The organism is Pseudomonas sp. 44 R 15, from assembly GCF_900004965.1.
GTDB classification, from domain to species: Bacteria; Pseudomonadota; Gammaproteobacteria; order Pseudomonadales; family Pseudomonadaceae; genus Aquipseudomonas; species Aquipseudomonas orientalis_A.
Genome location: NZ_CVTU01000112.1, coordinates 146,205 through 171,493, shown reverse-complemented (window position 1 = coordinate 171,493; position 25,289 = coordinate 146,205). Strand labels below are relative to the sequence as shown.

At 57.4% G+C, this 25,289-nt stretch carries 26 protein-coding genes, 1 tRNA gene, 2 pseudogenes and 1 riboswitch; of the genes and pseudogenes, 14 read left to right on the top strand and 15 right to left on the bottom strand.

Annotated features, from left to right (window positions below; translation table 11 throughout):
• Positions 1-297: 297 nt before the first annotated feature.
• The 4 genes from BFP93_RS22495 to BFP93_RS22480 all read right to left on the bottom strand — a co-directional run bounded on the left by BFP93_RS22495 (position 298) and on the right by BFP93_RS22480 (position 4,128).
• Complete coding sequence (locus BFP93_RS22495) at positions 298-1,098, bottom strand: GNAT family N-acetyltransferase (RefSeq protein WP_065892575.1); 801 nt, start codon at positions 1,096-1,098, stop codon at positions 298-300.
• A gap of 247 nt (positions 1,099-1,345) precedes the next feature.
• A complete protein-coding gene (locus BFP93_RS22490; RefSeq protein ID WP_065883888.1) occupies positions 1,346-2,206 on the bottom strand; it encodes an SMP-30/gluconolactonase/LRE family protein in 861 nt (286 codons plus the stop codon).
• 39 nt (positions 2,207-2,245) lie between these two features.
• Positions 2,246-2,719, bottom strand: coding sequence for a DMT family transporter (locus tag BFP93_RS22485; RefSeq protein WP_015371102.1), 474 nt, complete (start codon positions 2,717-2,719; stop codon positions 2,246-2,248).
• A gap of 11 nt (positions 2,720-2,730) precedes the next feature.
• Complete coding sequence (locus BFP93_RS22480) at positions 2,731-4,128, bottom strand: amidohydrolase family protein (RefSeq protein ID WP_053139078.1); 1,398 nt, start codon at positions 4,126-4,128, stop codon at positions 2,731-2,733.
• 145 nt (positions 4,129-4,273) lie between these two features.
• Between BFP93_RS22480 and BFP93_RS27855 the strand changes: the two genes are divergently transcribed.
• Entirely contained in the window at positions 4,274-5,185 is a 912-nt protein-coding gene (locus BFP93_RS27855; protein WP_015371104.1) for a LysR substrate-binding domain-containing protein, read from the top strand.
• Here the strand turns inward: BFP93_RS27855 and BFP93_RS22470 are convergent.
• Positions 5,098-6,345 (bottom strand): MFS transporter, encoded by a 1,248-nt coding sequence (locus BFP93_RS22470; protein WP_015371105.1) that lies wholly within the window; start codon positions 6,343-6,345, stop codon positions 5,098-5,100. The genes BFP93_RS27855 and BFP93_RS22470 overlap by 88 nt on opposite strands.
• A gap of 88 nt (positions 6,346-6,433) precedes the next feature.
• Between BFP93_RS22470 and BFP93_RS22465 the strand changes: the two genes are divergently transcribed.
• The 8 genes and pseudogenes from BFP93_RS22465 to BFP93_RS29420 form a co-directional block, all read left to right on the top strand.
• The gene (locus tag BFP93_RS22465) at positions 6,434-7,228 is read left to right on the top strand and encodes an AraC family transcriptional regulator (RefSeq protein ID WP_041931406.1); all 795 of its coding nucleotides are present in this window, start codon (positions 6,434-6,436) and stop codon (positions 7,226-7,228) included.
• A gap of 117 nt (positions 7,229-7,345) precedes the next feature.
• Positions 7,346-7,966: a tyrosine-type recombinase/integrase gene (locus BFP93_RS22460; protein WP_065894982.1), complete on the top strand. Its 621-nt coding sequence runs from the start codon at positions 7,346-7,348 to the stop codon at positions 7,964-7,966.
• Positions 7,967-8,582: 616 nt separating this feature from the next.
• Positions 8,583-9,074, top strand: coding sequence for a hypothetical protein (locus BFP93_RS22455; RefSeq protein ID WP_065894981.1), 492 nt, complete (start codon positions 8,583-8,585; stop codon positions 9,072-9,074).
• 55 nt (positions 9,075-9,129) lie between these two features.
• Positions 9,130-10,119: a hypothetical protein gene (locus tag BFP93_RS22450; RefSeq protein ID WP_065894980.1), complete on the top strand. Its 990-nt coding sequence runs from the start codon at positions 9,130-9,132 to the stop codon at positions 10,117-10,119.
• A gap of 22 nt (positions 10,120-10,141) precedes the next feature.
• Entirely contained in the window at positions 10,142-10,330 is a 189-nt protein-coding gene (locus BFP93_RS22445) for a hypothetical protein (RefSeq protein WP_065894979.1), read from the top strand.
• A 243-nt stretch (positions 10,331-10,573) separates the two neighbouring features.
• A complete protein-coding gene (locus BFP93_RS22440; protein WP_065894978.1) occupies positions 10,574-11,452 on the top strand; it encodes a tetratricopeptide repeat protein in 879 nt (292 codons plus the stop codon).
• 425 nt (positions 11,453-11,877) lie between these two features.
• A complete protein-coding gene (locus BFP93_RS22435; protein WP_065894977.1) occupies positions 11,878-12,267 on the top strand; it encodes a hypothetical protein in 390 nt (129 codons plus the stop codon).
• 839 nt (positions 12,268-13,106) lie between these two features.
• Positions 13,107-13,223, top strand: a pseudogene (locus BFP93_RS29420) (hypothetical protein); the annotation flags it as partial.
• A gap of 354 nt (positions 13,224-13,577) precedes the next feature.
• On the opposite strand, the gene BFP93_RS22430 reads toward BFP93_RS29420, so the two are convergent.
• The 5 genes from BFP93_RS22430 to BFP93_RS22410 are packed head-to-tail and all read right to left on the bottom strand — an operon-like array spanning position 13,578 to position 18,337.
• Entirely contained in the window at positions 13,578-15,605 is a 2,028-nt protein-coding gene (locus BFP93_RS22430) for an LTA synthase family protein (RefSeq protein ID WP_065894976.1), read from the bottom strand.
• Entirely contained in the window at positions 15,605-16,189 is a 585-nt protein-coding gene (locus tag BFP93_RS22425) for a hypothetical protein (RefSeq protein WP_065894975.1), read from the bottom strand. Before BFP93_RS22425 ends, BFP93_RS22430 begins: the two co-directional genes overlap by 1 nt.
• Positions 16,189-17,475, bottom strand: a complete 1,287-nt coding sequence (locus BFP93_RS22420; protein WP_065894974.1) for a sialidase family protein — start codon at positions 17,473-17,475, stop codon at positions 16,189-16,191. The genes BFP93_RS22425 and BFP93_RS22420 overlap by 1 nt, the downstream gene beginning before the upstream one ends.
• A gap of 50 nt (positions 17,476-17,525) precedes the next feature.
• Positions 17,526-18,071, bottom strand: a complete 546-nt coding sequence (locus BFP93_RS22415; RefSeq protein WP_065894973.1) for a cytochrome b/b6 domain-containing protein — start codon at positions 18,069-18,071, stop codon at positions 17,526-17,528.
• A complete protein-coding gene (locus BFP93_RS22410; protein WP_065894972.1) occupies positions 18,071-18,337 on the bottom strand; it encodes a PepSY domain-containing protein in 267 nt (88 codons plus the stop codon). Before BFP93_RS22410 ends, BFP93_RS22415 begins: the two co-directional genes overlap by 1 nt.
• A gap of 158 nt (positions 18,338-18,495) precedes the next feature.
• On the opposite strand from BFP93_RS22410, the gene BFP93_RS22405 reads away from it, so the two are divergent.
• The 4 genes and pseudogenes from BFP93_RS22405 to BFP93_RS29410 all read left to right on the top strand — a co-directional run.
• Positions 18,496-19,158: a response regulator gene (locus BFP93_RS22405; RefSeq protein WP_065894971.1), complete on the top strand. Its 663-nt coding sequence runs from the start codon at positions 18,496-18,498 to the stop codon at positions 19,156-19,158.
• Positions 19,155-20,540: a sensor histidine kinase gene (locus BFP93_RS22400; protein ID WP_065894970.1), complete on the top strand. Its 1,386-nt coding sequence runs from the start codon at positions 19,155-19,157 to the stop codon at positions 20,538-20,540. The genes BFP93_RS22405 and BFP93_RS22400 overlap by 4 nt, the downstream gene beginning before the upstream one ends.
• A 52-nt stretch (positions 20,541-20,592) precedes the next feature.
• A riboswitch (yybP-ykoY riboswitch) is annotated at positions 20,593-20,764 on the top strand.
• A 5-nt stretch (positions 20,765-20,769) separates the two neighbouring features.
• Complete coding sequence (mntP, locus tag BFP93_RS22395; RefSeq protein ID WP_065894969.1) at positions 20,770-21,333, top strand: manganese efflux pump MntP; 564 nt, start codon at positions 20,770-20,772, stop codon at positions 21,331-21,333.
• A gap of 28 nt (positions 21,334-21,361) precedes the next feature.
• Positions 21,362-21,469, top strand: a pseudogene (locus BFP93_RS29410) (glycoside hydrolase family 19 protein); the annotation flags it as partial.
• A gap of 395 nt (positions 21,470-21,864) precedes the next feature.
• Here the strand turns inward: BFP93_RS29410 and BFP93_RS22390 are convergent.
• A tRNA-Ser gene (locus tag BFP93_RS22390) sits at positions 21,865-21,955 on the bottom strand.
• Positions 21,956-22,107: 152 nt separating this feature from the next.
• On the opposite strand from BFP93_RS22390, the gene BFP93_RS22385 reads away from it, so the two are divergent.
• A complete protein-coding gene (locus BFP93_RS22385; RefSeq protein WP_053256786.1) occupies positions 22,108-22,779 on the top strand; it encodes a Bax inhibitor-1/YccA family protein in 672 nt (223 codons plus the stop codon).
• 70 nt (positions 22,780-22,849) lie between these two features.
• On the opposite strand, the gene murB is transcribed toward BFP93_RS22385, so the two are convergent.
• From murB to BFP93_RS22365, 4 genes are read right to left on the bottom strand one after another with little or no spacing between them, the layout of a single operon-like run.
• A complete protein-coding gene (gene murB, locus BFP93_RS22380; RefSeq protein WP_065894968.1) occupies positions 22,850-23,869 on the bottom strand; it encodes a UDP-N-acetylmuramate dehydrogenase in 1,020 nt (339 codons plus the stop codon).
• Complete coding sequence (locus tag BFP93_RS22375) at positions 23,866-24,330, bottom strand: low molecular weight protein-tyrosine-phosphatase (RefSeq protein WP_065894967.1); 465 nt, start codon at positions 24,328-24,330, stop codon at positions 23,866-23,868. Before BFP93_RS22375 ends, murB begins: the two co-directional genes overlap by 4 nt.
• Complete coding sequence (gene kdsB / locus BFP93_RS22370) at positions 24,330-25,094, bottom strand: 3-deoxy-manno-octulosonate cytidylyltransferase (protein WP_065894966.1); 765 nt, start codon at positions 25,092-25,094, stop codon at positions 24,330-24,332. The genes BFP93_RS22375 and kdsB overlap by 1 nt, the downstream gene beginning before the upstream one ends.
• The gene (locus BFP93_RS22365) at positions 25,091-25,276 is read right to left on the bottom strand and encodes a Trm112 family protein (protein ID WP_003174668.1); all 186 of its coding nucleotides are present in this window, start codon (positions 25,274-25,276) and stop codon (positions 25,091-25,093) included. Before BFP93_RS22365 ends, kdsB begins: the two co-directional genes overlap by 4 nt.
• Positions 25,277-25,289: the final 13 nt, after the last annotated feature.

Below are 25,289 nucleotides of genomic sequence, written 5' to 3'. Positions count from 1 at the left end.
TTAAAGGAAAGATTGTGAACTATGGACATAGCCACAGAGCAGTCATGGTCTGCTGTTGACTCTGATCTCTGATGTCCATACTTCACCTCCATTTTCCCGCGAAAAATCTAGGGGGTGCCCATACGTCATTGCATTGATCCAACCCTCTATTAGCTGCATCGCGTTTGACCTTTTTTCAGCTGACGTCCCTAAGCACTTGCGCATATGCGTAATTGCATGGACTTGACCGGTTGTTTGCATTGACTTGACCAGCACACTGGTTAGCCTTGACCGGCAGAAATCGGCCAAGAGCAGACTTCAGCTATCTACCAGGCGATATAGCGCTTGAGCGTGGGATGTCGCTAGCCCTGTACGCTGCAAATTTCGGCGACTTTGCGAGCTGGGAAGCGCGGTTGCGGCGATCACAATACTGCCGTGTTTTTTTGCTTGCTCTATCCGATGAGATATCAGGGCTCCATGGTAGCCCTGGCCTCGTGCATTTTTTCGGGTGGCAGCCGTCCCAAGGTAGGCAACTCCATTGCAGGCCAGGTACATCAACGCTCCTGCCACGACCTTTCCATCAGCCTTAAGAACGTAGATTTTCAGACGTTCATTTGTCATCAGTCCTGCTAACGAAGCCTGGCTCAACTGAAGATGCTCTGGCTTGGTATGAAATCCACTCGCATGCACGGCTGCGAACTCAGGAAGCGTTTGTGAGGTGGCTTCTTCGATTTCGAATGAGTGGTGATTCAAGACCACATTTTCGATGGTGCACGCGAGTTGCAGATGCGTCCACCCCCTCAGACGCTCCAGCCGCTTCTCACCCACCAAAGCGTACTGTTCCAAAGTCGAGGCCTTTCCGATAAGAGGCGTTACTGTCGAATACTCTGCTGATTCCTTGAGCAAGCTCAATAGTGACTTGGGTCTGTCGGTACTATCGCCGTAGATGCGATTGAGCATCGGGCTAGGTGATGCCTTCACCTGAAAGCATGGAAAAGCTTCGTTGAAAAACACACGAGCACCAAAAGGGTTTCCACTTATCCGAGACAAACTCTCGACGCGGGCACACAAATACTCGCTTTCTGCGGCCTCAATCGCATGAGCCATTCCGGCATTCATGTGCATAGTCCTTATTGCGTGATGTCCCAGAAGGGTAACGGCAAATTCAACAATACACACCTCCAAACACACAGCTGGTAGATAACCTGCTCCGGTGTCCCTTTGGGATCGATAACTGCCTGTCGCGATGGGCTGCAATCGGCCAAAAGCGGCCCTTCGCAACAGGCATAAATCGGCCAGAAGCGGTCATTCATACGCGTCTACCAAGTTGGCATTCAGAACGGCGCGACAGGCTAGAACCTACTATTCAGTGCAGTCGTCCTGTAAATCGCTCTTCAGGGGATCCGGCAGCTAAAACGGCTTCGGCTTTTATCAGCGTGCCATCGAAATCTGCCGGCTTATCCAGCCCTATCCGTGCGCTGGTGCAGTAAAGCGTTTCATAACCAAGTCCCGCTAACACCGGACAAGTGGTCTGAATACACGGGGAGTCGATCACGCTGTCAACTTTGCCGTCAGTCGCGTAACGCACGACTCTGCTACCGCCCCATTCCGCATTCCAGAGAAAGCCCTGCGCATCAATACAAGAACCGTCTGGAGCACCCTGACCGTTGACTGTAGTGAATACACGCTGGTTTTCTAGCGACGGGTAATCGCAGCAGAAAATGCATCCTTGCAGGGAGTCCGCGTAATACATGGTGGAACCGTCCGGGCTAAAACAGATGCTGTTCGGGATCGCCACTTCGGGAAGGTCCAGCGTTTCAGTCTTGAGCGTCGCGGCATTGAACCGGTGAAATCGCCCTATAGTTTGCACCGCCTCACCGGCATCCATAGTGCTAAACACAAAGTTGCCCATACGGTCGCAGCGGCCATCATTGACCCGGGTTCCGGGTACTCCAGGCGTGATGGTAATTTTGGTGAAGCGAAGAGTACTCAGGTTGTAATAACCTAGGCAGGAGGCCAATCCCATTAGCAATACGTCTGTATTGGTCGTAAGGGCGAACGACCCCAGCGGCTCGGGCACTCGCCAGTGCTGTACTTCACCGCTCACGGGGTCCAGAGCAAGCAGTTCGCAACCAGGGATATCGGTCCAGAACAGGCGTTCCGTTCTTTCACACCAGACAGGGCACTCGCCAAGAAGACTGGTGGTGCCGCTTAGGGTTTTAAACATGGTTGCGTCCTACGAAACAGGATGGGGCAAACAAGGCAGTCAGTTGGAGAAAAGCGCTGACCACCTGTCACCGAACAGGGCGATGGCCAGTCCTGCGAGCATCACCATCGACCCGGCCAACTTGATGAGAGACACCGGCCTTTCCGATGCCCCCATCAATCCGAAATGATCGATAACCAGTGAGGAGATAATCTGACCTGCGATAGCGAGGCCCAGCAGGGCTGACAGGCCGATTTTTGGCGCAAGCACCACATAACTAAGCAAGGCACCGGCACCCAGCAGACCGCCCAGCAGGCTCCACCAGGGCTGGGCAGGTATAGCCGCCAGTGAGGCCACTATCCCGCCACGCATCAATGAAAAGACGCCCAGGCACACCGCTCCGGCAGTAAATGAGAACAGCGCCGCCGCTACGGAATCTCCACCCACACCTTTAGCGAGTTGACCATTCAGCGTGGTCTGCAGGGTAATGCCAAGCCCCGCGGCGATGGCCAGCAGGTAGTAAGCTGCGTTCATTTCGCGCCTCCTTACTTGGCTGACTCAAGCGGCATGAATGTCTCGGCAAAAATATCCGGCTGGTAGCCTGCGGCAGCAAACAGATGCTCACGGGATTCGTCGATTGCTGCACGCAGCCTTTCGCTGTCCACGCCCAGCACCTTGCCGCCGCGCTTGACGATGCGCCCGCCAATCATGACCGTGTCGACATTGCTGCGTTCGGCCGCGTGTACCACGGTGCCGAATGCGTTACCCGACGGGTAAAGGTTGATGTCCTGCGCATTGATAAGGATCAGGTCGGCCTGTTTGCCGGGGGTCAGGGTGCCGACTTTGTCCTGCAATCCTGCACAGGTGGCGCCGTCAAGAGTGGCGGCTTTGAGCAGGCCATGAGCCGGCAGGGTCACCGGATGATGCTCTGCGCCGCAGCAGCGCTGCTGGTGCATGCCCATGACGCGTTGCAGGTAGAACGCCACCCGCATCTCCATGAACATGTCACCGCTATAGGAGGTTTCGTTATCGACACTCAGCCCCGGGCTGATGCCGTGACGCTGGGCCGACTGCATGGCGAACATTCCATCTTCAATGCCGTAGTGGGCATCTGAACGCGGGCATACGTTGACCCGCACGCCAGCCTCGCGAATGATTTTCCAGCCGGCGTCCGGCAGCGCTGTGCAGTGGTTGAAGATGTTATCGGGGCGCAGCAGACCCTCGCGATGCAAACCCTCCAACTCAGCTGCCATGTCCCCGCCGAAGAATTCGGTAATGATAGGCAGCCCCAAGCGCCGGGCCTCAGCCCATAGCTCAGGCTCCAGCTGCGCCATTACCGCCAGCGAGAGCAGCGGGTTGTCACCGTTCTTGACGTATTTCCCCTGGAGACGCTCCAGGTTGCCGGGCCAGTGGGCTTTGTCCCACTCACCAGAAACTGGCGCACCGGAGGCGTGTACAGACCGGATACCAGCATCGAGCAGCGCCTCGACCGCGGCGTCGGAGTGCGCGCCGGTGCGGCTGTTGTGCGAGTTATCGACCACGGTCGTGATGCCCGCATCGATGCACCCCAATGCAGTCAGTAGATTGCCAATATACATGTCAGCCGGGCGATAGTATTTGGCGAACGAGAAGTGCGTTGCGTTGCAGTAGTCTTCCAGGGTTTCGGCATTCGGATTGATTCGACGCAGTTGGCCCTCCCAGGAGTGACGATGCGTATCGACCATGCCGGGCATGGCAATCATGCCGGATGCCTCGATAACCATAGCGTCGCCGGCCTCGATGTTTTCACCTATGGCCGTGATGGTGCTGCCTTCGATAAGGATATCGCCGCGCGCCAGATTGCCGATATCACCGTCCATGCTCAGCACAGTGGCGCCGCGGATAAGGGTGCGGGCGGCCTGAGCGGTCGGGGCCTGCACAATGCTGCGGTTATATTCAGCCATTTTCTGTACACCTCTTCAAATTTCGTTGGAAGCAATGTACGCAATGCGATACTGCGGGAAAAAGATGGTTAAACTGTTTTTATTATTCAATATCTACGAATAATAACGACTTTACCCGATCACTGCTTTGAGGCTGCTAACAGTCATGGACCGTATTCAAGCGATGCAGGTTTTCGTACGTGTGGCTGAAGCAGGAAGCTTTATCCAGGCGGCGCAGACGCTCTCTCTGCCGGCCTCCACAGTTACCAGCAGCGTTAAAAATCTTGAGAAGTACTTGCAGGTACGCCTGCTGAACAGAACAACGCGTCGGGTCAGCCTGACCTCTGAGGGCGCACAATATCTGGCGCAATGCCGGGAAATATTGGAGCTGATCGAACACACAGAGACCAGCCTGACGGATTCCGTAAAACGGCCACAGGGGCGTTTGCGTGTCGATATGCCGGGTGGCATTGCACACTTCATCGTCATGCCAAACCTGCAAGACTTCTACAGGCGCTACCCGGATATCTACCTGATGATAGGCGTCAACGATCGGCAGGTTGATCTGGTTCAAGAGGGTGTCGATTGCGTTATTCGTACAGGCGAGCTTGATGACTCAACGCTCGTTGCGCGCCCACTCGGTCGGTTTCGCTGGGTAACCTGTGCGTCTGCCGCCTATCTCGAAGAGAACGGCACTCCGCAAAATCCGCAAGATTTGTCTCACCACCGGGCCATCCATTACTTCTCGGGCCGCGCAAGGCAAGCAGGTGAAATGCGCTTTGCCCGTGGTACCGAAAAAATCTCAGTCCCGGTGAACGGCACAGCGGCCGTCAACGAGACTGGGCTTTACATCAAAATGTGCCTTGAAGGCTTCGGGCTGGTGCAGCTCGCTGAGAACGTGGTCAGCGAGCATCTGCGAGAAGGGCGACTGGTCGAAGTGCTTGCTGACTGGCAGCCCGCATCGGTTCCTGTTCACCTGCTATACCCGCATCAGCGCTTTTTATCGCCAGCTGTGAGCGCATTCGCTGACTGGATTGCTGGGCTTGTTCGCGACGATGATTCAGCAGATTCAAGTTGAACGTTGCGCCCGGCCAGCATGCCGGTGAATGCTCCGGCTACGGAGATTGCGGCTGTGATCAGCAGCGGTCCTGTCCAGCCACCGGTCCAGTCGTGCAGTTGGCCCAGCAGCAAGGGGCCTGCGGCTGCCATCAGGTAGCCGACGCACTGCGCCATTCCTGAAAGTGCCGCCGTGTCACCGGCATTTTTTGTGCGCAAGCCGATGAAGGTCAGGCCGAGCATCATGCTGGCACCAGAGCCGAAGCCCAGGACCGCGGCCCACAACATGGCGTAGTCTGGCGCGTAAATGAGCCCGATCAGGGATGAGGCGGTTAACAGGCTGACGGTAGCGGCTGCCAGTTTCTGGTCTTTGAGACGACGAAGCGTGGCCGCCAGAATCAAGCCGGGAATGGCCGTCGTCAGTTGAAGCGTGCCGTGTACCGTGCCTGCTTGCTCCGGGGATATGCCATGGTCCATCAGAATGGTCGGCAGCCAGCCGACGGCGACATAAAAAGGCATCGCGTTCAGCCCCATGAACAGTGTGACCTGCCATGCCAGCGGCGAACGCCAGACGGCCACGGTTGGCGCTTGTTTCGGACCTGACAGATTTACGTGTTCGTGTTTTTTCAACTGCGGCAGCCACACCACCAGCGCCAACAACGGGGCTGCGACCAACAAACTCAGGGCAATCGGCCATCCCCATGATTGGGTCAGCGGAACTATTACGGCTGAACCGACAGCGCCCGCTGCACCCATGGTGATGGAATAAGCGCCGGTCATGGACGCCATTTTTGTCGAGAAGTCGCGTTTGATCAGGCCGGGCAGCAGCACGTTGCCCAGGGCGATCCCAGTGCCTATCAATATCGTACCGGCGTACAACACCCATGCGCTGCCTGCGGAGCGGAGCAGGATGCCCGCTGAAATGACCAACAGTGCACCGAAAAGCGTGCGCTCGATGCCGAACCTGCGGGCGACCGATGCGCTGAGCGGGGAGAAGGCTGCAAAGGCAAGTAATGGCAGTGAAGTAAGCAGGCCTAGAGCTGAGGCGCTCAAGCCAAAATCATTCTGGATCAGCGGCAAAACGGGCGCGATGCTGGTAAAGGGAACGCGCAGGTTCACGGCGATAAGCAGAATGCCTGCGACGAGCGCGATGGCATGCCACTTGTTTTTTGTATCTGACATATTCTTTATCTGTCCTCTTAAAAGAAGACAACTGTAGAGAACTTCAGAACCGGCTAATATAGATATCAAGACACCTGATATCTAAATTATGCCAAGCTCAAAAAATGTCGTTTCCTCGCCGGAAGATTTCGATTCAGACCTTTTCGCCCAGGCAGCGATTGCCCTCAAGGTTGCGCCTGACCTCAATGATTCGGGTGCCCGTCCGCATGATCATCGCAAAGGCCAGCTCATCCTGTCTTTGCATGGCGCAGTGAGCTGTGAGGTGCAAAATGCACTCTGGCTTGTCCCTCCCCAGCACGCCGTATGGATCCCGGGCGGCACGCCGCACAGTTGCCGAGTGACCGAAAACGCCCGGACCTGCTTTCTGTTCGTTGAGCCCGGTGCGGCAGCCATGCCTGAAGAATGCTGCACGGTTGCCATTACGCCCCTTGTTCGGGAGATGGTCCTGCATCTCGCTGAACAGGAACCTGCTTACCATTCCGAGGGCAAGACAGCTCGGCTGGTTGCAGTGCTGCTTGAGCAGCTTTCCGATGCCCCGCTGAAAGAGCTGCATTTGCCGATATCAGACCACCCCAAGATCAAACAAATCGCGGATACGCTCTTCTCAGATCCAGGCGACCGAACCACGTTGCGCGAGTGGGCCACTCGGCTTGCAACCAGTGAACGAACGCTGGCCAGGCTTGTAGAAAGCACGACCGGGCTGAGCTTCGGACGCTGGCGTCAACAATTGCATTTGATGATCGCACTGAGTCATTTGGCGGAGGGGGTATCCGTGCAACGTGTGGCGGGCATCCTGGGATATGACTCTGTTAATGCATTCATCACTATGTTCAAGAAAGCACTGGGTAAACCGCCTACTCAGTATTTTTCCTCTCTGCGCTAGTGCTCTGCTGGCTGATACAAAGCGCCGAGGCTGTAGAACGATCTGTCTGCTATTGGCCGGTTAGCGACCGTCGCTCTGATTAGCCATCCTTGTCTTTCCACACGTGGAGGACTTGTCATGAACATCATCGCTACCTGCGGCCGTCAGCCCTGGAACAAAGGAAAACTAGTCGGGCAGAAAGCCCCACTCCGACTGAGAGATATCTGGGCCATCCGAGTAAGGCTTCAAATTGCGAAAAGAACCCGGGATCTGGCTCTCTTCGATCTGGCCATCGACAGTAAGCTTCGAGCCTGCGACTTAACCAAGCTCCGCGTGCGTGATGTCGCCCATGGCGAGCACGTATCATCACGAGCCATGGTGATCCAGCAGAAAACGCAGCGACCAGTGCAGTTTGAGATCACTGAGCAAACACGGTCAGCTCTCGTGGCCTGGATACATCAGGCACAACTTCGCAGCGAGGACTGCCTTTTTCCTAGCCGGCTACATACCTCAGACCATCTATCCACTCGTCAATACGCTCGTATCGTCAAAGGCTGGGTGAAAGCCGTAGGCCTTGATCCAGCCATGTATGGCACTCACACAATGAGACGTACGAAGGCATCACTAATCTATCGCAGAACGAAGAACCTACGGGCGGTTCAGTTGCTGCTCGGCCATACGAAGCTGGAGAGCACTGTTCGATATCTGGGTATTGAGGTCGATGACGCCCTGGAGATGGCGGAACAGACTGAGGTTTGATCATGCATAGCGACGGTCGAAGTCAGGCCGTCGCTAACCGGCCAATTGCAGACCGTGGATGTGTCTGGAAAACCGAGGTCGATTCATTGTCCTGCGCACTACTCGGCGGCAGAGGATTAGAAGTCGATGGTCCGCCGTGTCAGGTCGAGTACCACTATATCTACACCTCCCTGCTGGAATGCCTTGCACCGTTGCTCCAGCATGTCCTTCATGACGGATGGCGAGCTGGGTCTTGCAGTCTTGCCCCCTGGGCTGGTGAGGATATGTTTGCGATTCGCCTGCCTGCCAAACCACAACACCAGATAGATACCCTTGCCTCTTGCCCGGTTAGGAGCTTCCTGTTTCCAAGGGAATAATAGCGGTGCTTAAGAGGCTACCGACCTGAAGTTGCACACTTTAAGCAGATTGAGCTTAGCGGACGGATTGAGAGTCGAGGAGAAACTCACAGAGTTTTTAGCTATTGGACCGCACCACCAGCACCGACGCCTGCCAAGGTAGGCTGAGCGCCAATCCGAAGCCACCGTTGTTGTTCCGTCGCCAGTAACGCTCGATTCGGTATTATGGGGAGCAACGGAACAACCTGCCAACGCTACGCCTGCGGAGTCAACGAAAAATAATGGATATCACATGGGTGGAAATTGCCTTTGGCACAATCGTGATCTTTGCTCAGGGCCTTTCACTGTGGTTCATGTATTTTTTGTTTAAAAAGCTGAAAAAGCCTAAGCTTGCTGCCCCAGCCTATTCACCGGGCACTGGCCTTGATGGGAAAGCGTTCCCGGTGTTATCGACGTTTACTGGATTGCGTGGTGTTCCATGGATTGCGGTGGCAACCAATAGTTTGAGTCCAGTATTCCGCCTTGACGGGAAACAGTTGATTTACCGAGTCATACGGCAACGGCAACGACTATTAAGCGATGTTTTGCGGGTGGACACGCGCAGTGCATATGGGACCTTCAACTTGGTTTTTGAGTTCGCCGATTCACCATTTACGTTCATCGTTAACCTCGGGAGCCCATTACGGGTCACCTATGTCCTTTCAATACTTCCTCCCAATATCCCGTTATCTGAACGAGCTCAAGCGGCCCGGATAATGAAGGTGGATCAATGAATGGTTGGACGTTTTCGATTGAAAGCCATTACAACTAGCCAGGGATGCCGTGACCATGAACAAAGGCTTCTACCGTGCAGACAAACAACTGCCTCTCAGCCCTTCGTACTCGCTAGCTCCAGGCCTGGTAAAAGTCTGCGGTACCGTGGTGCTCAAAGAGTCTCGTTTTTCTCCGGTAGATGGCGTGCCCTGTGCGGGGTATTCACTGCAGATCCAGGAGAGCTACCGCAATAAAGATGATGAGGACGAATGGCGGACGGTATTTACCGATGCCCAGTGCAATGACTTTACCCTCAAAGATACCCACGGCTGTGTGGATGTCCTCGCCGAAGGTATTGCGTTGTTCTCAGGCCAGGTGCCGCAACTGGGAGATTATCGTTACACCGCAGGTCCTCGCCGCCGGCAAGGAGAGATTCTGCTCAGCGAAAGCCTGGAGGTCGTCGTGATTGGCGCCGCTATCCAGCGCAACGGCAAAATCGTGATTGCTCAGGGCGAACAAGCCGGTGCAGTGTTCGGCGTAGAACGGCTACGTAGCGTAAAAAATCACCGCGTCGCTGTCCCGGCGTGGCGTGCCCTCGGTGTGTGTGGGGCCTTGGTGGCGCTGTTCAGCCTTGCGCTGCTGGTTATTGATAAGTCGCAATGGGCCCAGTGGCAATTGCCCAGCCGCGAGACGTTCCAGCAGATGAGCGCATTGGGGCCGTTCTACGAATGCGTGGCTTTATTGTATCAGCGCCAGGGGGCATCGCTGCCGTTGATGGCTGCTTTCGGTTGGACGGGGATGGTTTTAGTGCTGATGGGGGGCGCCCGGTTGCTGCTCTATCGAGATATCCAAAGGGTGGTGCAGCCCATACTCATTGGCTGGTGGGTGGTGGGAGTCATCGGCGGCGCTCTGGTGACCTGGGCGCTGGTGGTGGTTGAGCTTGATCCGTTCAAGGCCTTTTTGATCTGGCTGAGTGTGATCATCGTTGCCCTGGGCTTTTCCATAACCCAACAACGGGCCTTGCGGGCGTTGGTGGCAAGCATCCTCAAGAGCGTATCTCCCTAAGGAAACTCTGAAAAAAAGATCGATGACAAACACCAACAGCCCCGCCGCCTTGATCGAGGCCGCAGACAACGAACTGGATGCGCTGCGCCGTGACGCAGAACGGTATTGCGTGCGGATCGAAGAAGGGACCACCGTGCACCGTGCCGGTGGGGGGGACCTCTGGTGCGACAAGCGCCTTCCAGCCGCGAAAGATCCAGCAGCCAAGAGTTAAGGGAATTATCGACCGCTTTACCCCGAGCCCTGGCCGTCACAAAACCACAGGCGCAAAACCTCGGTGTCGCTCGCATCGATATGCACAACCACCCTCCGCTGCGCAGCTCAACGTCTCGAACCTTGATGCGACGACGCAACAGCGGTGAAAACTATAATCGACTTCTTCTTGCCCGATATGGGCAGAATGATCGGGAACTGATCACGACTCCGCCGTTGTACCCACCTTTCAAGGACGTTGCTTATGACAAGCTATCCACGCTGGTTGCTCTATGTGACTCTCGGCTTTACTTCCCTGACCGCGCATGCGGTTCAAGCCGACGACGCACTGCCTTTCACGGTCGAGGCTGCCGATGGCTATGAGCAGGAAATTGCGCTGACCAAAAAGGCCGAAGAAGGCGATATTTCCGCAGCTTTTAATCTGGGCTACACCTATTACATCCGACAGGATTATCCCGGCGCCATACGCTGGTATGACAGGGCTGCGGAGCTAGGCAACGACCGCGCGGCTTTCGAGATCGCGATCATTTACCGTGATGGCCTGTTAGGCGAACCCGACCAGAAGAAAATGATTCAGTACCTGACGCTCGCCACCAAGCACGGCCTGGACCTGGCGAACATTGAGCTCGCCGCCAGCTATTTACAGGGAACCGGCGTCAAGCAGGACGTGAAAAGCGCCATGTACTTTTACGAAAAGGCGGCCAAAAATGGTAATGCTGAAGCCCAGTTCGCTTTAAGCAAGCTCTATTGGAGCGCCGACCGAGGCGTCGAGGACTCCTTCGCCTTGGCTGGTGGGCAACTCGATGAATGGGACGCGCGCTACAGCAGCGACGATCGCAAAGCCGGATATTGGCTATGCCAGTCGGCCCAACAAAACTATGCCCCCGCACAGTACGCGCTGAGCTACGCGTACGGATTTGGGCAAGGGGATATCCCCTTGGATCAAAAGCAGCGACAGCTCTGGTTGCGCAAAGCCGCGGCCAATGGATCGGAAGAGGCACAGCAACAGATCGCGTACTCCAGCGTTGCCTGGTACACCGCCGCCGAGCGCTGGGTCAAGGAGTTGTTCGAGACCACGCCTGAGCCGACGTGTCCGAATGATGCAGGGGTGTTGAAGGGCTGATTGGGCGGTTCTGAGTGCAACACCGAGCTATTGACGTGCGACCTGGCACTGCTACCAGCGCGCAACTGATCATTCTATCGAAAAATCGCCAGATGTTATTGAAAAAGTCGTTTCGTAGGAAATAACATTAGTTGCTCTATATTAATCCCCCCCTCATAGTTACCGGGATGATCGGGGCAGTTCTGATGAATGAACTGACTCGATCCCTCAACTCGAATATCTTATGTAGTATTGCCCGCCAGAATCGAAAAACAAGAAAATTTACCACTGACCACACGCTAATATTAGATAAGGGATGCGATGAAAAACCTCAGAAGTTACGATCCAATATGGATGGGTGTTCTGACTGGATTGGCGGCTCTAGTTTTATGGTATTTCGCGAGCCTTGCAATTGAAAAACAAGTGATACCTGCAGCGGATAAGGTTTGGCCTTTTTTTCTGCCGGCATTGGCGCTTTCGCGGGCTCATACTTCGCCTTCTTATTTCGTAAACATGAGGAAGAGCAAATAAATCTCAAAAAGAGAAAAAGTGCGTTGGATGCATGTTTATTTACATTGGCGCGGCAGTACAACGCATTGTATCAAATTAAAGAAACTTACGATGCTTTCCCGGAAATTGTAGAAAGGGCGATCTCTATGCCTGCTATTAAATTTCCCGAATATAAAGATGTAAGAATTGATTTTGATAGTCTTAACTTCTTGTCAGATATCGAAAAAATTGCCCATCCCCTCAATCTGACCACAGAACAAGAACGTTTTGAAGCAGCTTTAAGAAGCGTAGAAATCAGAGCTAAATTTCATGCGGAAAAACTTTAACCCGCCATTGAGCAGCACAATATTAACGGACGCGAGCTATCTGGCGACGAACTAGAGATAGTGCTGGGAGAACTATTATTTAACACTGCGATAAATTACGTCCAATACACCTATAGGCACCTTTATGATAGTTTAATTTCCATTGATGAAATCCATCAGAAAACTTGGAAAATTGCCAAGTCTCTCTTTCCCGAAAAAAATTCCTGCCCTCAAAATCACAAATGGACGAACTTAACAAGAATGGACTGTTCAATCCGCCAGAATGACAATTGAAATTAATGTAAATAATGATTTTATTGTGCTTCGGTGTCGCCGGGTTTAGCTGCACTACCTCATCGCCACTTAGGTCATTGATCTGTTGCAGGCGTGATTGCAATATTTCTAACTCGCTCATTGCTCAAATTTGCGCAACTTACTTAAATAGAACCAAAGCCCAATATTCTACGGAATAATGCCCATCAGTTGCGGCGGAATCCGCAGGGCAGCGAGCTGTTCATGAAAGGATCCTATTGGCCGAAAGTTAACGGCACGACTGACCGCTTTTGGCCGATTCTGTTGAAAAAGTCGGGCGTGGTTTTCGCCACAGAAAAATCCGCGCCTGAGATCAAAATCTAAAAACGGCGCAGAGGTATTCGGACTCGGATTTCACGCAGCAGCGCATAAAAAAGACGTTTTTGTCGATCCGTATTCTGGCTGCTTGAGAAAACCGACTTTTTCAACAGAATCGGCCGATTACTGCCGCTCGTGACGGGCAGCTATCGGCCAGTAGCGGTCGTTCTTGACTGCATTTCCGGTTAATTACAGACCAGGAATGTGTCTGGAAAACTGGGGGCGATTCAGTTTTCGTCGATGAACTCGACCTTGACCAGCTGGGTTCCGAGGGTGTCGCCCCGGCTGAAACAGGTCGGCCCGCCTACCATCCTGCCGACCTCCTGAAGATCTACATCTACGGTTACTGAGATCTGGTGTGTAATGTCCTGGCTGGCAGATATCCATTAGCAGAATTTCTGCTTTGCTGAACGCAAATCCAGGCTGGTAGATCAACTCCAAAACGCCCTGGGTGAACACTTGTTCCACCGAGTCTACGAGAAAGTCCCCGTCCAGTCCGTCCTTAAAGCCCTGCGCATTCAGCCGCGCCTTGGCGGCCTGTTCCTCTGCAGACTGTTGGAATGGATATGTCACTCAGCTTCACCCCAAGCCCTGGCCCAAGAACTGGGGCCAAGGACGTAGAAAGATGCCCCTTTGGCGTCCACCACATTCAAGAACTGACGACATGATGGCTGCTTTGAAGCTCGGGTTGGGGCCACGCCTCATCGCACATTGCGGTACAACATCAACCGCGCGCTTTCATGCAGGCCTCTGGTCAATTCGACCAGACGCTGGAACTCATCGGGGTTTTGCCCGGCCACGTTGTCCAGGGGGGTCAGGGAGCGCAGGTCGTGCAAGGTCGGCGCACTGCCGTCATGCTGCATCTGTAACAGATAATCCTGGGTGACCCCGCCGATCAGCGGGAAAGTGCCCTCGCGCAAGACCAGCGGTACCACACGCTCGCCCTCCGGGGCCGGTTGCTGTATATCGCGCCCCATCGCCCCATTGTTGAACGCAACGCCCACCATCCCCGCGACCGTCGGCAACAGGTCCGCCAGCCCCACCGCCTCCTCGATCACCCTGGGCTTGAGCAAGCCCGGGGCGTGAATCAGCATTGGCACGTGGTTGCTTTCCAGGCCCAGTTGCTCGAAAGCCGGCGGCATATGGGGTATCTGGCTGATACGGGTGTTGTGGTCACCAAAGAACACGAAAATCGTGTTGTCGTAGTAACCACCCGCCTTGGCCATTTCCATCAACTTGCCGATATTGAAGTCCAGTAGGCGCACCGCGTTGTACTGTTCGACACTGCGTGAGCCGGCGGCTTGCACTTGCTCCAGGGACAGGTTGCTGCGCTTGAAACCGTCATTGTCCCGAGGAATGGTGAACGGGCGATGATTGCCCGCCGTCTGGACATAGGCAAAAAAGGGCTGGTCCCGCGGCAGTTCCCGCAGGATCCGGTCGCTTTCCTTGAACAGATCCAGATCGGAAATGCCCCATACATCGACTCGAGGTGACTGCCAGTGGCGCTCTTCATACAAGCGCACGCCGTCGATGCTCTGCTGGATCAAGGCATTGATATTGGCCCATCCGGCATTGCCGCCAATCATGTACAGCTTCTGGTAATCGGTGAAGGCATTGATAAGCGTGTGCTGGCTTGTGATCAGGGGATGGCGGGTCGCCGTTTCCTGGCGCGTGACATCCGGGACGCCGGTGATACTCGCCCACACGGTCTTTGCGGTGCCAGTGACCGGCACGTAGAAGTGTTTAAAGAACCAGCTCTGGGTCGCCAGCCGGTCGAGGTTGGGCGTCGGGTCTAGAGGGTTGCCATATGCGCCGACCGCACTGGTGCCCAGGGATTCGAGCATCACAAACATCACGTTCGGCGTTGCGTCCAGGCGATACGGCTGCACTGTTTGCCCACGCTCGAACGTCAGGCTCTGCGGATCGGGGCGGTCCACCCCCAGGTAGTGGGCAACCACTGGGTAATGCTCACGCACCTGTGGCTCATCGAACTGCGCCTGGCCGGCCTTGAGTGTGTCGTAGAAAAACAGCACCGGGTTCAGGCCCAGTGCCGCGATCTTGCCGTTGCCAGAGAAAAACGCATCGCTCCAGCGCAGTGGTACCGGGTTTTGCAGGTTGAGACTTTCCACTCGCCCAAGCAGCGCCAACAGCACAGCGATCAACCCCAGACCGCTGCCGAACGCCAGTGAAGCGCGTCGAATGGCCCGGGGTGGACGCCCCAGTGTCAGGCGTTCCAACCTCACAAAAGCGCAGAACCACACACCCAGCACCAACAACCAGGCAAGGGCGATCCACAGCACCGGATAGGTCTGCCAAACCATCTGCTGCGAAATTTGTGCGTCTTCCAGGTAGCGCAACACGCTGGCGTTAAGCCGCACCCCAAGATAGGCGTAATGGCCGAAGTCGATGATGTACACCCAGCCGACGAAGCCCAGCGTCAGCAGCCAATAGCCCCGTGCCACAACGCGCAAGCCCGCAACGCGCACCAGGTTCCAGCGCGGCATCCACGCTAGCACCGCCAACGGCAACACCAGCAACACCGCCAGGCGCAGGTCGAAACGCAAGCCGATGCCCAGGGTGTCGAGCAACTGCCGGTTATCAGCGAACTGCGCCGGATCGATGCCGGAAAACCCCAGCACAAACACCAGCCGCAGCCCTGCAAACAGCAAAAACGCCAGACCTATCGCCCCTACGCCATAGCGCAGGCGCCGCGATTGCAACCAACCCATTATTGACCTCTATGTAGTTTGACGCTCTTCACGCAGAGCACGCTGCCCGCCACCAGGCAATAGCCCCCCAGCAGTGGATCGATCAGGTAGTCCCAGTAGTTTTCCGACGCTTTCAGGCGTAACGCAAAGGCCAGTGTGCCGAGCGCGAGCATCCACACGGCCAACTTATTGCGCAGCCACAACAGCCCCAAGGCGAGCAGCGCAACCAGCACAATCATCGGCCTTGGATTGAAGCCCCAGCGATAGGGATCAAAGTAAGTCAGGCCCATGGTGGCCGGGTACAACAGCGCCGCTAGCAGTCCGAACAGCAGCAGCACCTGAGCGCGCGCCCGAGGTGCTTGTGGCTCGAGCAGCCCCAGGCGCACCAGACTTACCCAGCCCAGCAGTACCAAGGTGCTGATTGCCAAATCATCGGTAAAACTGCGCACGTAGGCCGCCAGCGGCAGGTCATTGAGGGGGATAAAACTGAACAACGCCAACCCTGGCAACAGCCACGGGCGCCAGGACTGCAGGTAACGCAGCGACCCGAGCAGGACAAAACCGAGGAGGATGAAGGTCAAATGAGCCTGCCATAGCAACAACATCACAGGCGCTCCGCCAGCCAGGCTTCGTTGAAGCTGACATGTTTGATAAAGGTGTTATTCCATGAGTAGACCAGGTGATACACGCCGTCCTGTCCACGGCTGAAATATGGGTACTCGTACTCGAAATCACAGCCCCTAGGCTTGCACACCCGGTAATCCAGGTTACTGAGGAAACGCTGCTCCAACGGCAAGCGCCGTGCGCCGCTGGAGGCCCGGAAGCCGGCGCCGATGATCGCCTTGTAGGCCTCGGGGGCGAAGGGTTGGCCAAGCGGATCCGGTGATTGATCCAACTCGATTACATTGCGCCAGTCATTGAGGTTCGCGTCGGTGCCATACAGGCTGAGTTTGAAGCGCCCGTCACGCAGGTCATTGAGCGCCACCAGCAAGCCGTTATCGGCAGTGCCGACCGCGGCCAGGGATGAGTTGGGATTGGCCGGTTCAAGAGGGTAAGGCTCACTCCAGGTCTGCCCGGCATCATCGGTGCGGCTGGCAAGCACGCGATGATGGGTATCGCCGGCATAACGCAGCATCGCCACCGCGCGACGTTCGTCCAGGGGCACGATGGTCGGCTGCAGCGAATGCTTGCCCCGGCTGATGCGGAATTTATCAATCACCGCACCATCGGCGCTCAGGTACAGGTATTCGGAAAACTTACCCATGAGTTCGTGATAGACCGGCAAGCCAATCGAGCCGTCGGCATGAAAAACCGGCGCCGCACGCACCAGGGTGCTGACGTTGAAAAACGGTGAGGTGATCAGTTGCCGTGGCGCCGACCAACTGCGCCCCAGGTCTTCGGACACCATCACATTGATCGCGCTGGTCGCCCAGCCCCCCACCGACACCGATACATAGAACATCCACAGGCGCTGATCGGGCGCGAGGGCAATCACCGGGTTGCCTAGCTTGCGGATGTAGCGCCCGGTGCCATCTCGGGTCGACTCACGGGTCGCCAACACATGCTCGGCGCCCCACTCCGTGGTCTTGGCGTCGAACCGCGCAGTACGGATCTGCACGTCGGCGGCGCCTTCACGCGAGCCGGCAAACCACACGGCCATCAAGTCGCCGCCCGGCAGTGCGGTAACCGACGACGAATGCACAAAGTCATCCAGTTGCGAGGACACGAACCGGCTGTTGTAGACCGGCTCGGCGCTAGCGGCCAAGGGCGCGGCCGGCCGGGCGAAAGGCGCCAGGACATGGGCCGGATGACTGCGCCAGGCCGCCCAGAAGACCAGGCATAGCGCCAGGCTGGCGAGAATGAATTTCAAGCGAAAAGACAGCACGCGCATAGTGAGCTCATGGCAAATGCAGGGTGGGGAGTAGAGATAAGACAGCGGTGTCAGTGCGCAGAATCATCCGGCAACCGACGCCGGCGACCGGTCAGCATCGATAACGGCAGGTTGTCGCGTACCTGGAAGCTTTCAAACACGGCCGCTGCGATATGCAAGCACACCAGCACCAGCAGGCCATTGACCGCAGTTTCATGCACTTGCAGCGGCCAATCGGCGCCCCATAAGGCATCGACCTCGTCCATGACCCAACCGCTCAAGCCCGCCGTCAACATCGCCAGGAGCATCAAAATCATCACCAATGCACCCAACGGCGAGTGACCGAGGCGATGCTCCGGGCGCCTGGTGTGCAGGGAACGCACATGGGCGGCGAGCCTTGCCGGGGTCGGCCAGAAGTCCGCCCAGCGCGCACTGCGTGGCCCGACAAATCCCCACAGCAGCCGTACCAGCAACCAGCCCATGGCGTAATAGCCGAGCCAGACATGCCAATCGTCGCCGCCCTCAGTGAAGAAGTAGTTGGCGACAAAGACCCCGGCGATGGACACGTGAAACAGCCTCACCAGCGGGTCCCACAGTGCTATGGAGTTGCCTGGCATCAGCCCTTGATCTCGGTCTTGACCGCTTTGCCGCTGACCGGGTCGTGGTAGATCTCAACCTTGCGCTTGTCCTTGTCGAACCCGTAGATCTCATAGCAGTTGCCATCGGTGATCTTGAACTTGCTGATCTCGTAGCCCTGGGCTTTCAACTGGTCCTGGAACGCCTGCGGGTCTTGCCATTGCGCGCGCTGCTCCGTGGTGCATTGCGGTCCGGCAAGGGCCAGGGGGCTGGCAACAATCAGCGACAACAACAGAATTTTGCGCATGGTGACACTCTCGCTCGTTGAGGAAGGTCTCACTGTGCAAAACCAAGCTTAATGAAGTCTTAGCTGGTAATGAGTGGTTACATGTTTCTCGTCGCCCGGCCTGCCACGCCCGTCTCGGCAGCGGCATGATGCCGCCGATATCACATCGGGAATACACCATGCGCCTATTGTTGGTCGAAGATGATCGGGCCCTCGGCCAAGGCATCCGCGTCGCCCTGAGCAGCGAGGGCTACACCCTGGACTGGTTGCACGACGGCGCCAGTGCGCTGCATGCGTTACGCAGCGAAAGCTTCGATCTGCTGCTGCTCGACCTTGGCCTGCCGCGCCTCGACGGCCTGGCCCTGTTGCGTCAATTGCGCGATCGGCAACAGGACCTGCCGGTATTGATCCTGACCGCCCGCGACGGCACCGCCGAACGGATTGCCGGGCTGGATGCCGGCGCTGACGACTACCTGATCAAACCCTTCGATGTCGACGAACTCAAGGCCCGCATCCGCGCCTTGCTGCGGCGCAGCCAAGGCCGCGCGCAGCCACTGCTGGAGCATGCGGGCGTGTGCCTGGATCCGGTCGGCCAGCAGATCACCTGGCACGGCAACCCGGTGGTGGTGACGCCGATGGAGTACCAGTTGCTCCATCAACTGTTGTCGCGCCCCGGCAACGTGGTGACCCGCGAACGCCTGTCCCGGGCGTTGTATGGTTGGCAGGAAAAGGTCGAGAGCAACACCCTGGAAGTGTTGATCCATAACCTGCGCAAAAAACTTTCGACCGAGCTGATCCGCACGGTGCGCGGCGTCGGGTATGTGATGGAGCTCAAGCCATGACCTCGATACGTACACGCATTCTGGTGCCGGTGCTGATCCTCGTTCTGCTGGGCGATGTGCTGATCAGTTGGCTGGTGCTGCGCGACAGCCACCACGAGATCGAAGAAGTGTATGACGCCCAGCTCGCGCAAAGTGCGCGCCTGCTGCAAGGTGTGCTGGCACAACGTGCGCCGGGGGACAACGATTGGAACCGGCTCTACCAGGCCTTCGACGCAGCCATGAGCCGCGTGGGCGACACTGGAGCAGCGCACCCTTACGAAACCCGCCTGACATTCCAGGTGTGGCGCACTGACGGCCAATTGCTGGTGCGCTCGGCCGAAGCCCCGGAACTGAAGGCACCACCGGCGACCCTCGGCGCCCACGACCTGATGGACAACGGCCACGACTGGTGCGCCTTCCTGCTCAAGGACCCACAGCAAGGACTGCTGATCTGGGTGGGCGAGCGTGATGACATTCGCCAGGACCTGATCCAGCGCATCGTCGGCCATACGCTGTGGCCCAGTGTGATTGGCGTGCCGCTGCTGGCCACCTTGATCTGGCTGACCATCGGCTGGGGGTTGCAGCCGTTGCGCGCAATGGCCCGTACCATCCGTGGACGCACTACCGAAACCCTCAAACCGCTCAACCTGCGCCCCCTACCCCACGACCTCGAACCCATGCAGACCGCGCTCAATCGCCTGTTGCAACAGATCGACAAGCTGCTGGCGCGAGAACGACGTTTTATCGCCGATGCCGCCCACGAGCTGCGCACGCCTCTGGCGATCCTGCGGATCCATGCGCAAAACGCCCAGATGGCCGGCACCCCACAGCAACGGGAGGAAGCCCTGGAGTTTCTGGTCAGCGCCGTCGACCGCGCCACGCGCATCGCCAGTCAGTTGCTGACCATGGCGCGTATCGAGCCGCGCCTGGCCAACCCCGAGCGATGCGAAGTGGAACTGACCGAGCTGGTGCGGGAGGAACTGGCCGAACTGGCACCCCTGGCGCTGGCAAAGGATATCGAGCTGACCCTCGACAGCGACCACCACTGCCTGGTCAAGACCGACCCCATTGCCCTGGCCATCGCCCTTCAGAACCTGGTGACCAACGCCCTGAACTTCGCCCCGCCTGGCAGCGAGGTCAGGGTCCAAGTACAACCGCAGGGCTGCGGGGCGGTGTATATCAGCGTCGAGGATGCCGGCCCCGGTATCGATGAGGGTGAATATGCGCGCCTGTTCGAGCGCTTCTACACCCAGGGGCACGGCAACGGCGCCGGGTTGGGACTGGCGATCGTGCAGATGATCGTCAGCAAGATCGACAGCAGCTTGCAGTTGTACAACCTGCCCCAGGGCGGGCTATGCGCTGAACTGCGGATCAACCAAGGCGCGCCGCTTCATTCAAGTTGAGCGGCTTGCTGGCGGGTTTTGACGTTTTTTTCATGTTTGCCCGCATAAGATCCCGGACCTCGTTGGGGAGTAGCCTGCTTGCGAGTCTTTCGCAAGCGTTCGTATCAACATTCTCGGCAACCTGCCGTGGTACGAACACCTTTTGGTTGGTGAGACCAGCGACACATCCATGCCTAAAGTCGGGCGTGTGGTTGTGTCGTTGACTCATAGCCCGACTGGAAGATCACCCGTGAATCCTGTTTCCCTCATTTTCTTGGCCCTGGCCATGTCCACGGATGCATTTGCCGCTGCTATCGGCAAAGGTTCCAGTCTGCACAAACCACGCTTGACCGAAGCACTGCGTACCGGCCTGATCTTCGGCGTCATCGAAGCCATCACTCCGATTATCGGCTGGCTGATCGGCCAAGCCGCAACACGCTGGGTGGCAAACTGGGATCACTGGATCGCCTTCACCTTGCTGGTGCTACTGGGCCTGCACATGATTCACAATGGTCTCAAACACGAAGACGAGACCGAGGAGAAAAGCGGCCAGCACTCCTTTCTGGTCCTTGCCGTCACCGCGTTCGCTACTAGCATTGATGCCCTCGCGGTCGGAGTCGGCCTGGCGTTTGTCGATGTGAATATCTGGGTGGCAGCAGCGGCCATCGGCTTAGCAACCATGACTATGGTCACCATCGGCGTGATGCTCGGACGAGTCCTAGGAACAGTGTTCGGTAAACGAGCAGAGATCGTAGGCGGCGTTGTATTGATGATCGTTGGTGCAACTATCCTGTATGAGCACTTGGCCGTCTGATCAACCCACGCGTGTCACTGAGCAGTAACTGCTGCAAATCCTCCCCAATGCCCGCCCAGTTGCGGGTATTTTTTGGCCTGCGCTGAACCGCGCCATGGCCCGCCACAAGATAGATAGCCCGGTGCGCGTGGCCGCGTGTCAGTCCAACTCGCCGCCCCGGGTGGTGGCAGTAGGGTGCCACACTCCGTCCTTAAAGCCTGCGCTTTGCGCTCGCGCTGCGACAAGGCAAGGTTGCAGTCACCGCAGAACGCACTGGATCAGGGAACCCTACGCTCGCAGCAAAAATAGGAGGGTTTCAGTTTCGTGACATTTGGCCCAAGGCCGCATCGGAAATCGCCGATATCAGCGACGCAAGTCTACTGTTGGGCCATACAGGTTTACAGGCGACTGGCGCCACCGCTAAACCCTCCAAACAGGCAAAGCTTCGGAACGCCTACCCCAAAGTTTGGACCCCCTCTCAGAAACCGTTTCTGCCTATCCAAACCCCGAAAACGCAAAAGCCCCGCAATAGCGGGGCTTTCGTGTAAATCTTGGCGGGAAACCAGGGATTCGAACCCTGGGAACGCTATTAACGTTCGCCGGTTTTCAAGACCGGTGCATTCAACCACTCTGCCAATTTCCCTTGTGCATCACGGGATTATAGTCGCTCATCCCGTCTCAGCGGGCGCCATAATACCCGAATGAAACACACTGTCAAACTCTCTGCATAGCTTGTTACAGAGCGTCTGTTATGATCTTTGCGACTGAACGTTTCAAAACTGAAGGAGTGTCGCCATGCGCGAACAGAATTACGCAGTGAATGGCAACGCGCAGGCTGAGCAGCTTGAAGTCAGCCGCGTGTTGCGCAATACGTACGGCCTGCTCGCCCTTACCCTCGCATTCAGCGGCGTGATGGCTTACGTGGCCCAGCAGATGCGCGTCGGTTATCCGAATATCTTTGTCGTGTTGATCGGCTTCTATGGTCTGTTCTTCCTGACCAACAAGCTGCGCGACTCGGCCTGGGGCCTGGTGTCGGCGTTTGCCTTGACCGGTTTCATGGGCTTTATCCTCGGCCCGATCCTTAACCGTTACCTCGGCATGGCCGGCGGTGCGGAAGTGGTCAGTTCGGCATTTGCCATGACTGCACTGGTGTTTGGTGGCCTGTCGGCGTACGTGCTGATCAGCCGCAAGGACATGAGCTTCCTGGGTGGTTTCATCACTGCAGGCTTCTTCGTGTTGCTGGCGGCGGTGGTGGCCGGCATGTTCTTCCAGATCAGCGGGTTGCAACTGGCGATCAGCGCAGGCTTCGTACTGTTCTCCTCGGTGTGCATCCTGTTCCAGACCAGCGCCATCATCCATGGTGGTGAGCGTAACTACATCATGGCGACCATCAGCCTGTATGTGTCGATCTACAACCTGTTTATCAGCCTGTTGCAGATCTTCGGCATCATGAGCCGTGACGACTGATTGTCAGCGCTATAAAAAATGCCCCGTATCGTGAGATACGGGGCATTTTCATTTGTGGGGCGGTGGACGCTCAGTACCTGTTAGGTTCCATCTCAAGCTCGACCCCGAAGCGCTCGGCAATGTCCTGCTGGATACGCAGCGCCAGGTTGGCAATATCCCGCCCGGTGGCTGAGCCATAGTTCACCAGCACCAGCGCTTGCATTTTATGCACGCCGGCATCGCCATCACGAAAGCCCTTCCAACCCGCCTTGTCGATCAGCCAACCGGCGGCGAGCTTGACTTGCCCGTCTGCCTGAGGGTAAGCCACCAAGTCCGGATACTGGCTTTTCAGCTCGGCAGCCAGGGCCTGGGGCACCAAGGGATTTTTGAAAAAACTACCGGCATTGCCCAGCTCTGCCGGGTCCGGCAATTTTTCGCGACGAATACTGCAGATCGCCTGGCTCACATCCTTCGGCGTGGCCTCGGTGATGCCCTGCGCGGCCAGGCGCTGTTGCACCGGGCCGTAATCGAGTTTCAGGTGACTGGCGCGGCTCAGGGCAAAGCGTACCCGCAGGATCAACCAACGCCCGACTTCATGCTTGAACAGGCTGTCGCGGTAAGCAAACTTGCATTCGTCCAGGCTGAAATCCCGCAGCTCGCCCGCCTGGCGATCCAGCGCCGTGAGGCCGGCAAACACGTCCTTGATCTCGACGCCGTAAGCGCCGATGTTTTGCATCGGCGCGGCACCGACCGTGCCGGGGATCAAGCTGAGGTTTTCCAGGCCGCAAAAACCCTGTTCCAGGGTCCACGACACAAAGGGGTGCCAGGCTTCGCCCGCCTCCGCTTCAACCACCACGTACACGCCATCATCGTGCAGCACGCGAATGCCCTGGGTCGCCATGCGCAACACCAGGGCGGGCACGTCCCGGGTCAGCAGCAGGTTGCTGCCGCCGCCGATCACCAACAGCGGCACACTGTGCGCGTCGGCGTAGGCCAGGGCCTCATGCACATCGGCATCACTGCGGGCCTCGGCAAACAGCTGGGCGCGTACGTCGATGCCAAAACTGTTGAATGGCTTGAGCGATACCTGCGCTTGTACGTGCAAGGTCATAGCCGGCCCTTCAATTCGATCACCAATGAATCACAGGCGCGCTCGATCAGGTCCAGCACCCGGTCAAAGCCTTGTTCGCCTTCGTAGTAAGGGTCTGGCACCTCGTCCACTTCGCCGTCGAAGCGGCGCAGGAACAAATCCAGCTGCGCCTTGCCCTGCGCAGGCTGCATGGCTTTGAGGTTGCGCAGGTTGCTGTGGTCCATGGCCAGGATCAGGTCATAGCGCGCAAAATCAGCGCGGCTGACCTGTTGGGCACGCTGGGCTGACAAGTCATAGCCCCGCGCCAGCGCTGCGCGTTGGCTGCGCAGGTCCGGTGGGTTGCCGATATGCCACTCCCCGGTCCCCGCCGACGCCACCTCAACCTGATCGGCCAGGCCGGCTTCGCGCAACTTGTGGCGCAAGACGCCTTCGGCGGTGGGCGAACGGCAGATATTGCCCAGGCAGACAAACAGGACCTCCATCAAGCCCCCAGCAGGCGACGGACGCGCTCAAGATCTTCCTGGGTATCGACGCCTGCGGGCGGTGCTTCCAGCGCATCGCCCACGTGGATACGCACGCCGTGCCACAAGGCCCGCAGTTGCTCCAGGGATTCGGTGTTTTCCAACCAGCACGGGCCCCAGCTGACGAAGTCATGCAGGAAACCGGCGCGATAGGCGTAGATGCCGATGTGGCGGCGGTACGGCACGCCTGGCGGCAGTACGCCGGGGTTGCTGGCAAAGGCGTCCCGCGCCCAGGGCAGGGTCGAACGGCTGAACGTCAGGGCCAGGCCGTTGATATCGCTGACCACTTTCACCACGTTCGGGTTGAACAAGGTTTCACTGTCTTCGATCGGTTCGGCCAGGGTCGCCATGCGCGCCTCGCCATGGGCCGCCAGATTGGCGGCGACCTGGTCGATGACGCTGGGCGGGATCAACGGCTCGTCACCTTGCACGTTCACCACGATGGCGTCGGGCGCCAGGCCCAGTTGCGTCGCCACTTCGGCCAGGCGATCGGTGCCGGAATTATGGTCTTCGCGGGTCAGCACCGCCTCGGCGCCGAAACGGTTGCAGGCTTCGATGATGCGCGGATCGTCAGTCGCCACCACCACCCGCTCAGCGCTGCTTTTGCAGGCCTGTTCCCACACCAGTTGGATCATCGGCTTGGCGCCGATCATTTGCAGCGGCTTGCCCGGCAGGCGGGTCGACGCATAGCGCGAGGGAATCACCACGGTAAAGGCGGTAGTCATTTATCCAGGCGCTCATCGGTGGTCAGGGTGCGCGCTTCGCTCTCGAGCATCACCGGAATGCCGTCACGGATCGGATAAGCCAGGCCGGCACCTTTGCTGATCAGCTCGGTTTTATCGGCGCTGAGCTTGAGCGGGCCTTTGCAGATCGGGCAAGCAAGGATGTCGAGCAATTTGGTGTCCATGGGTATGTCCTGG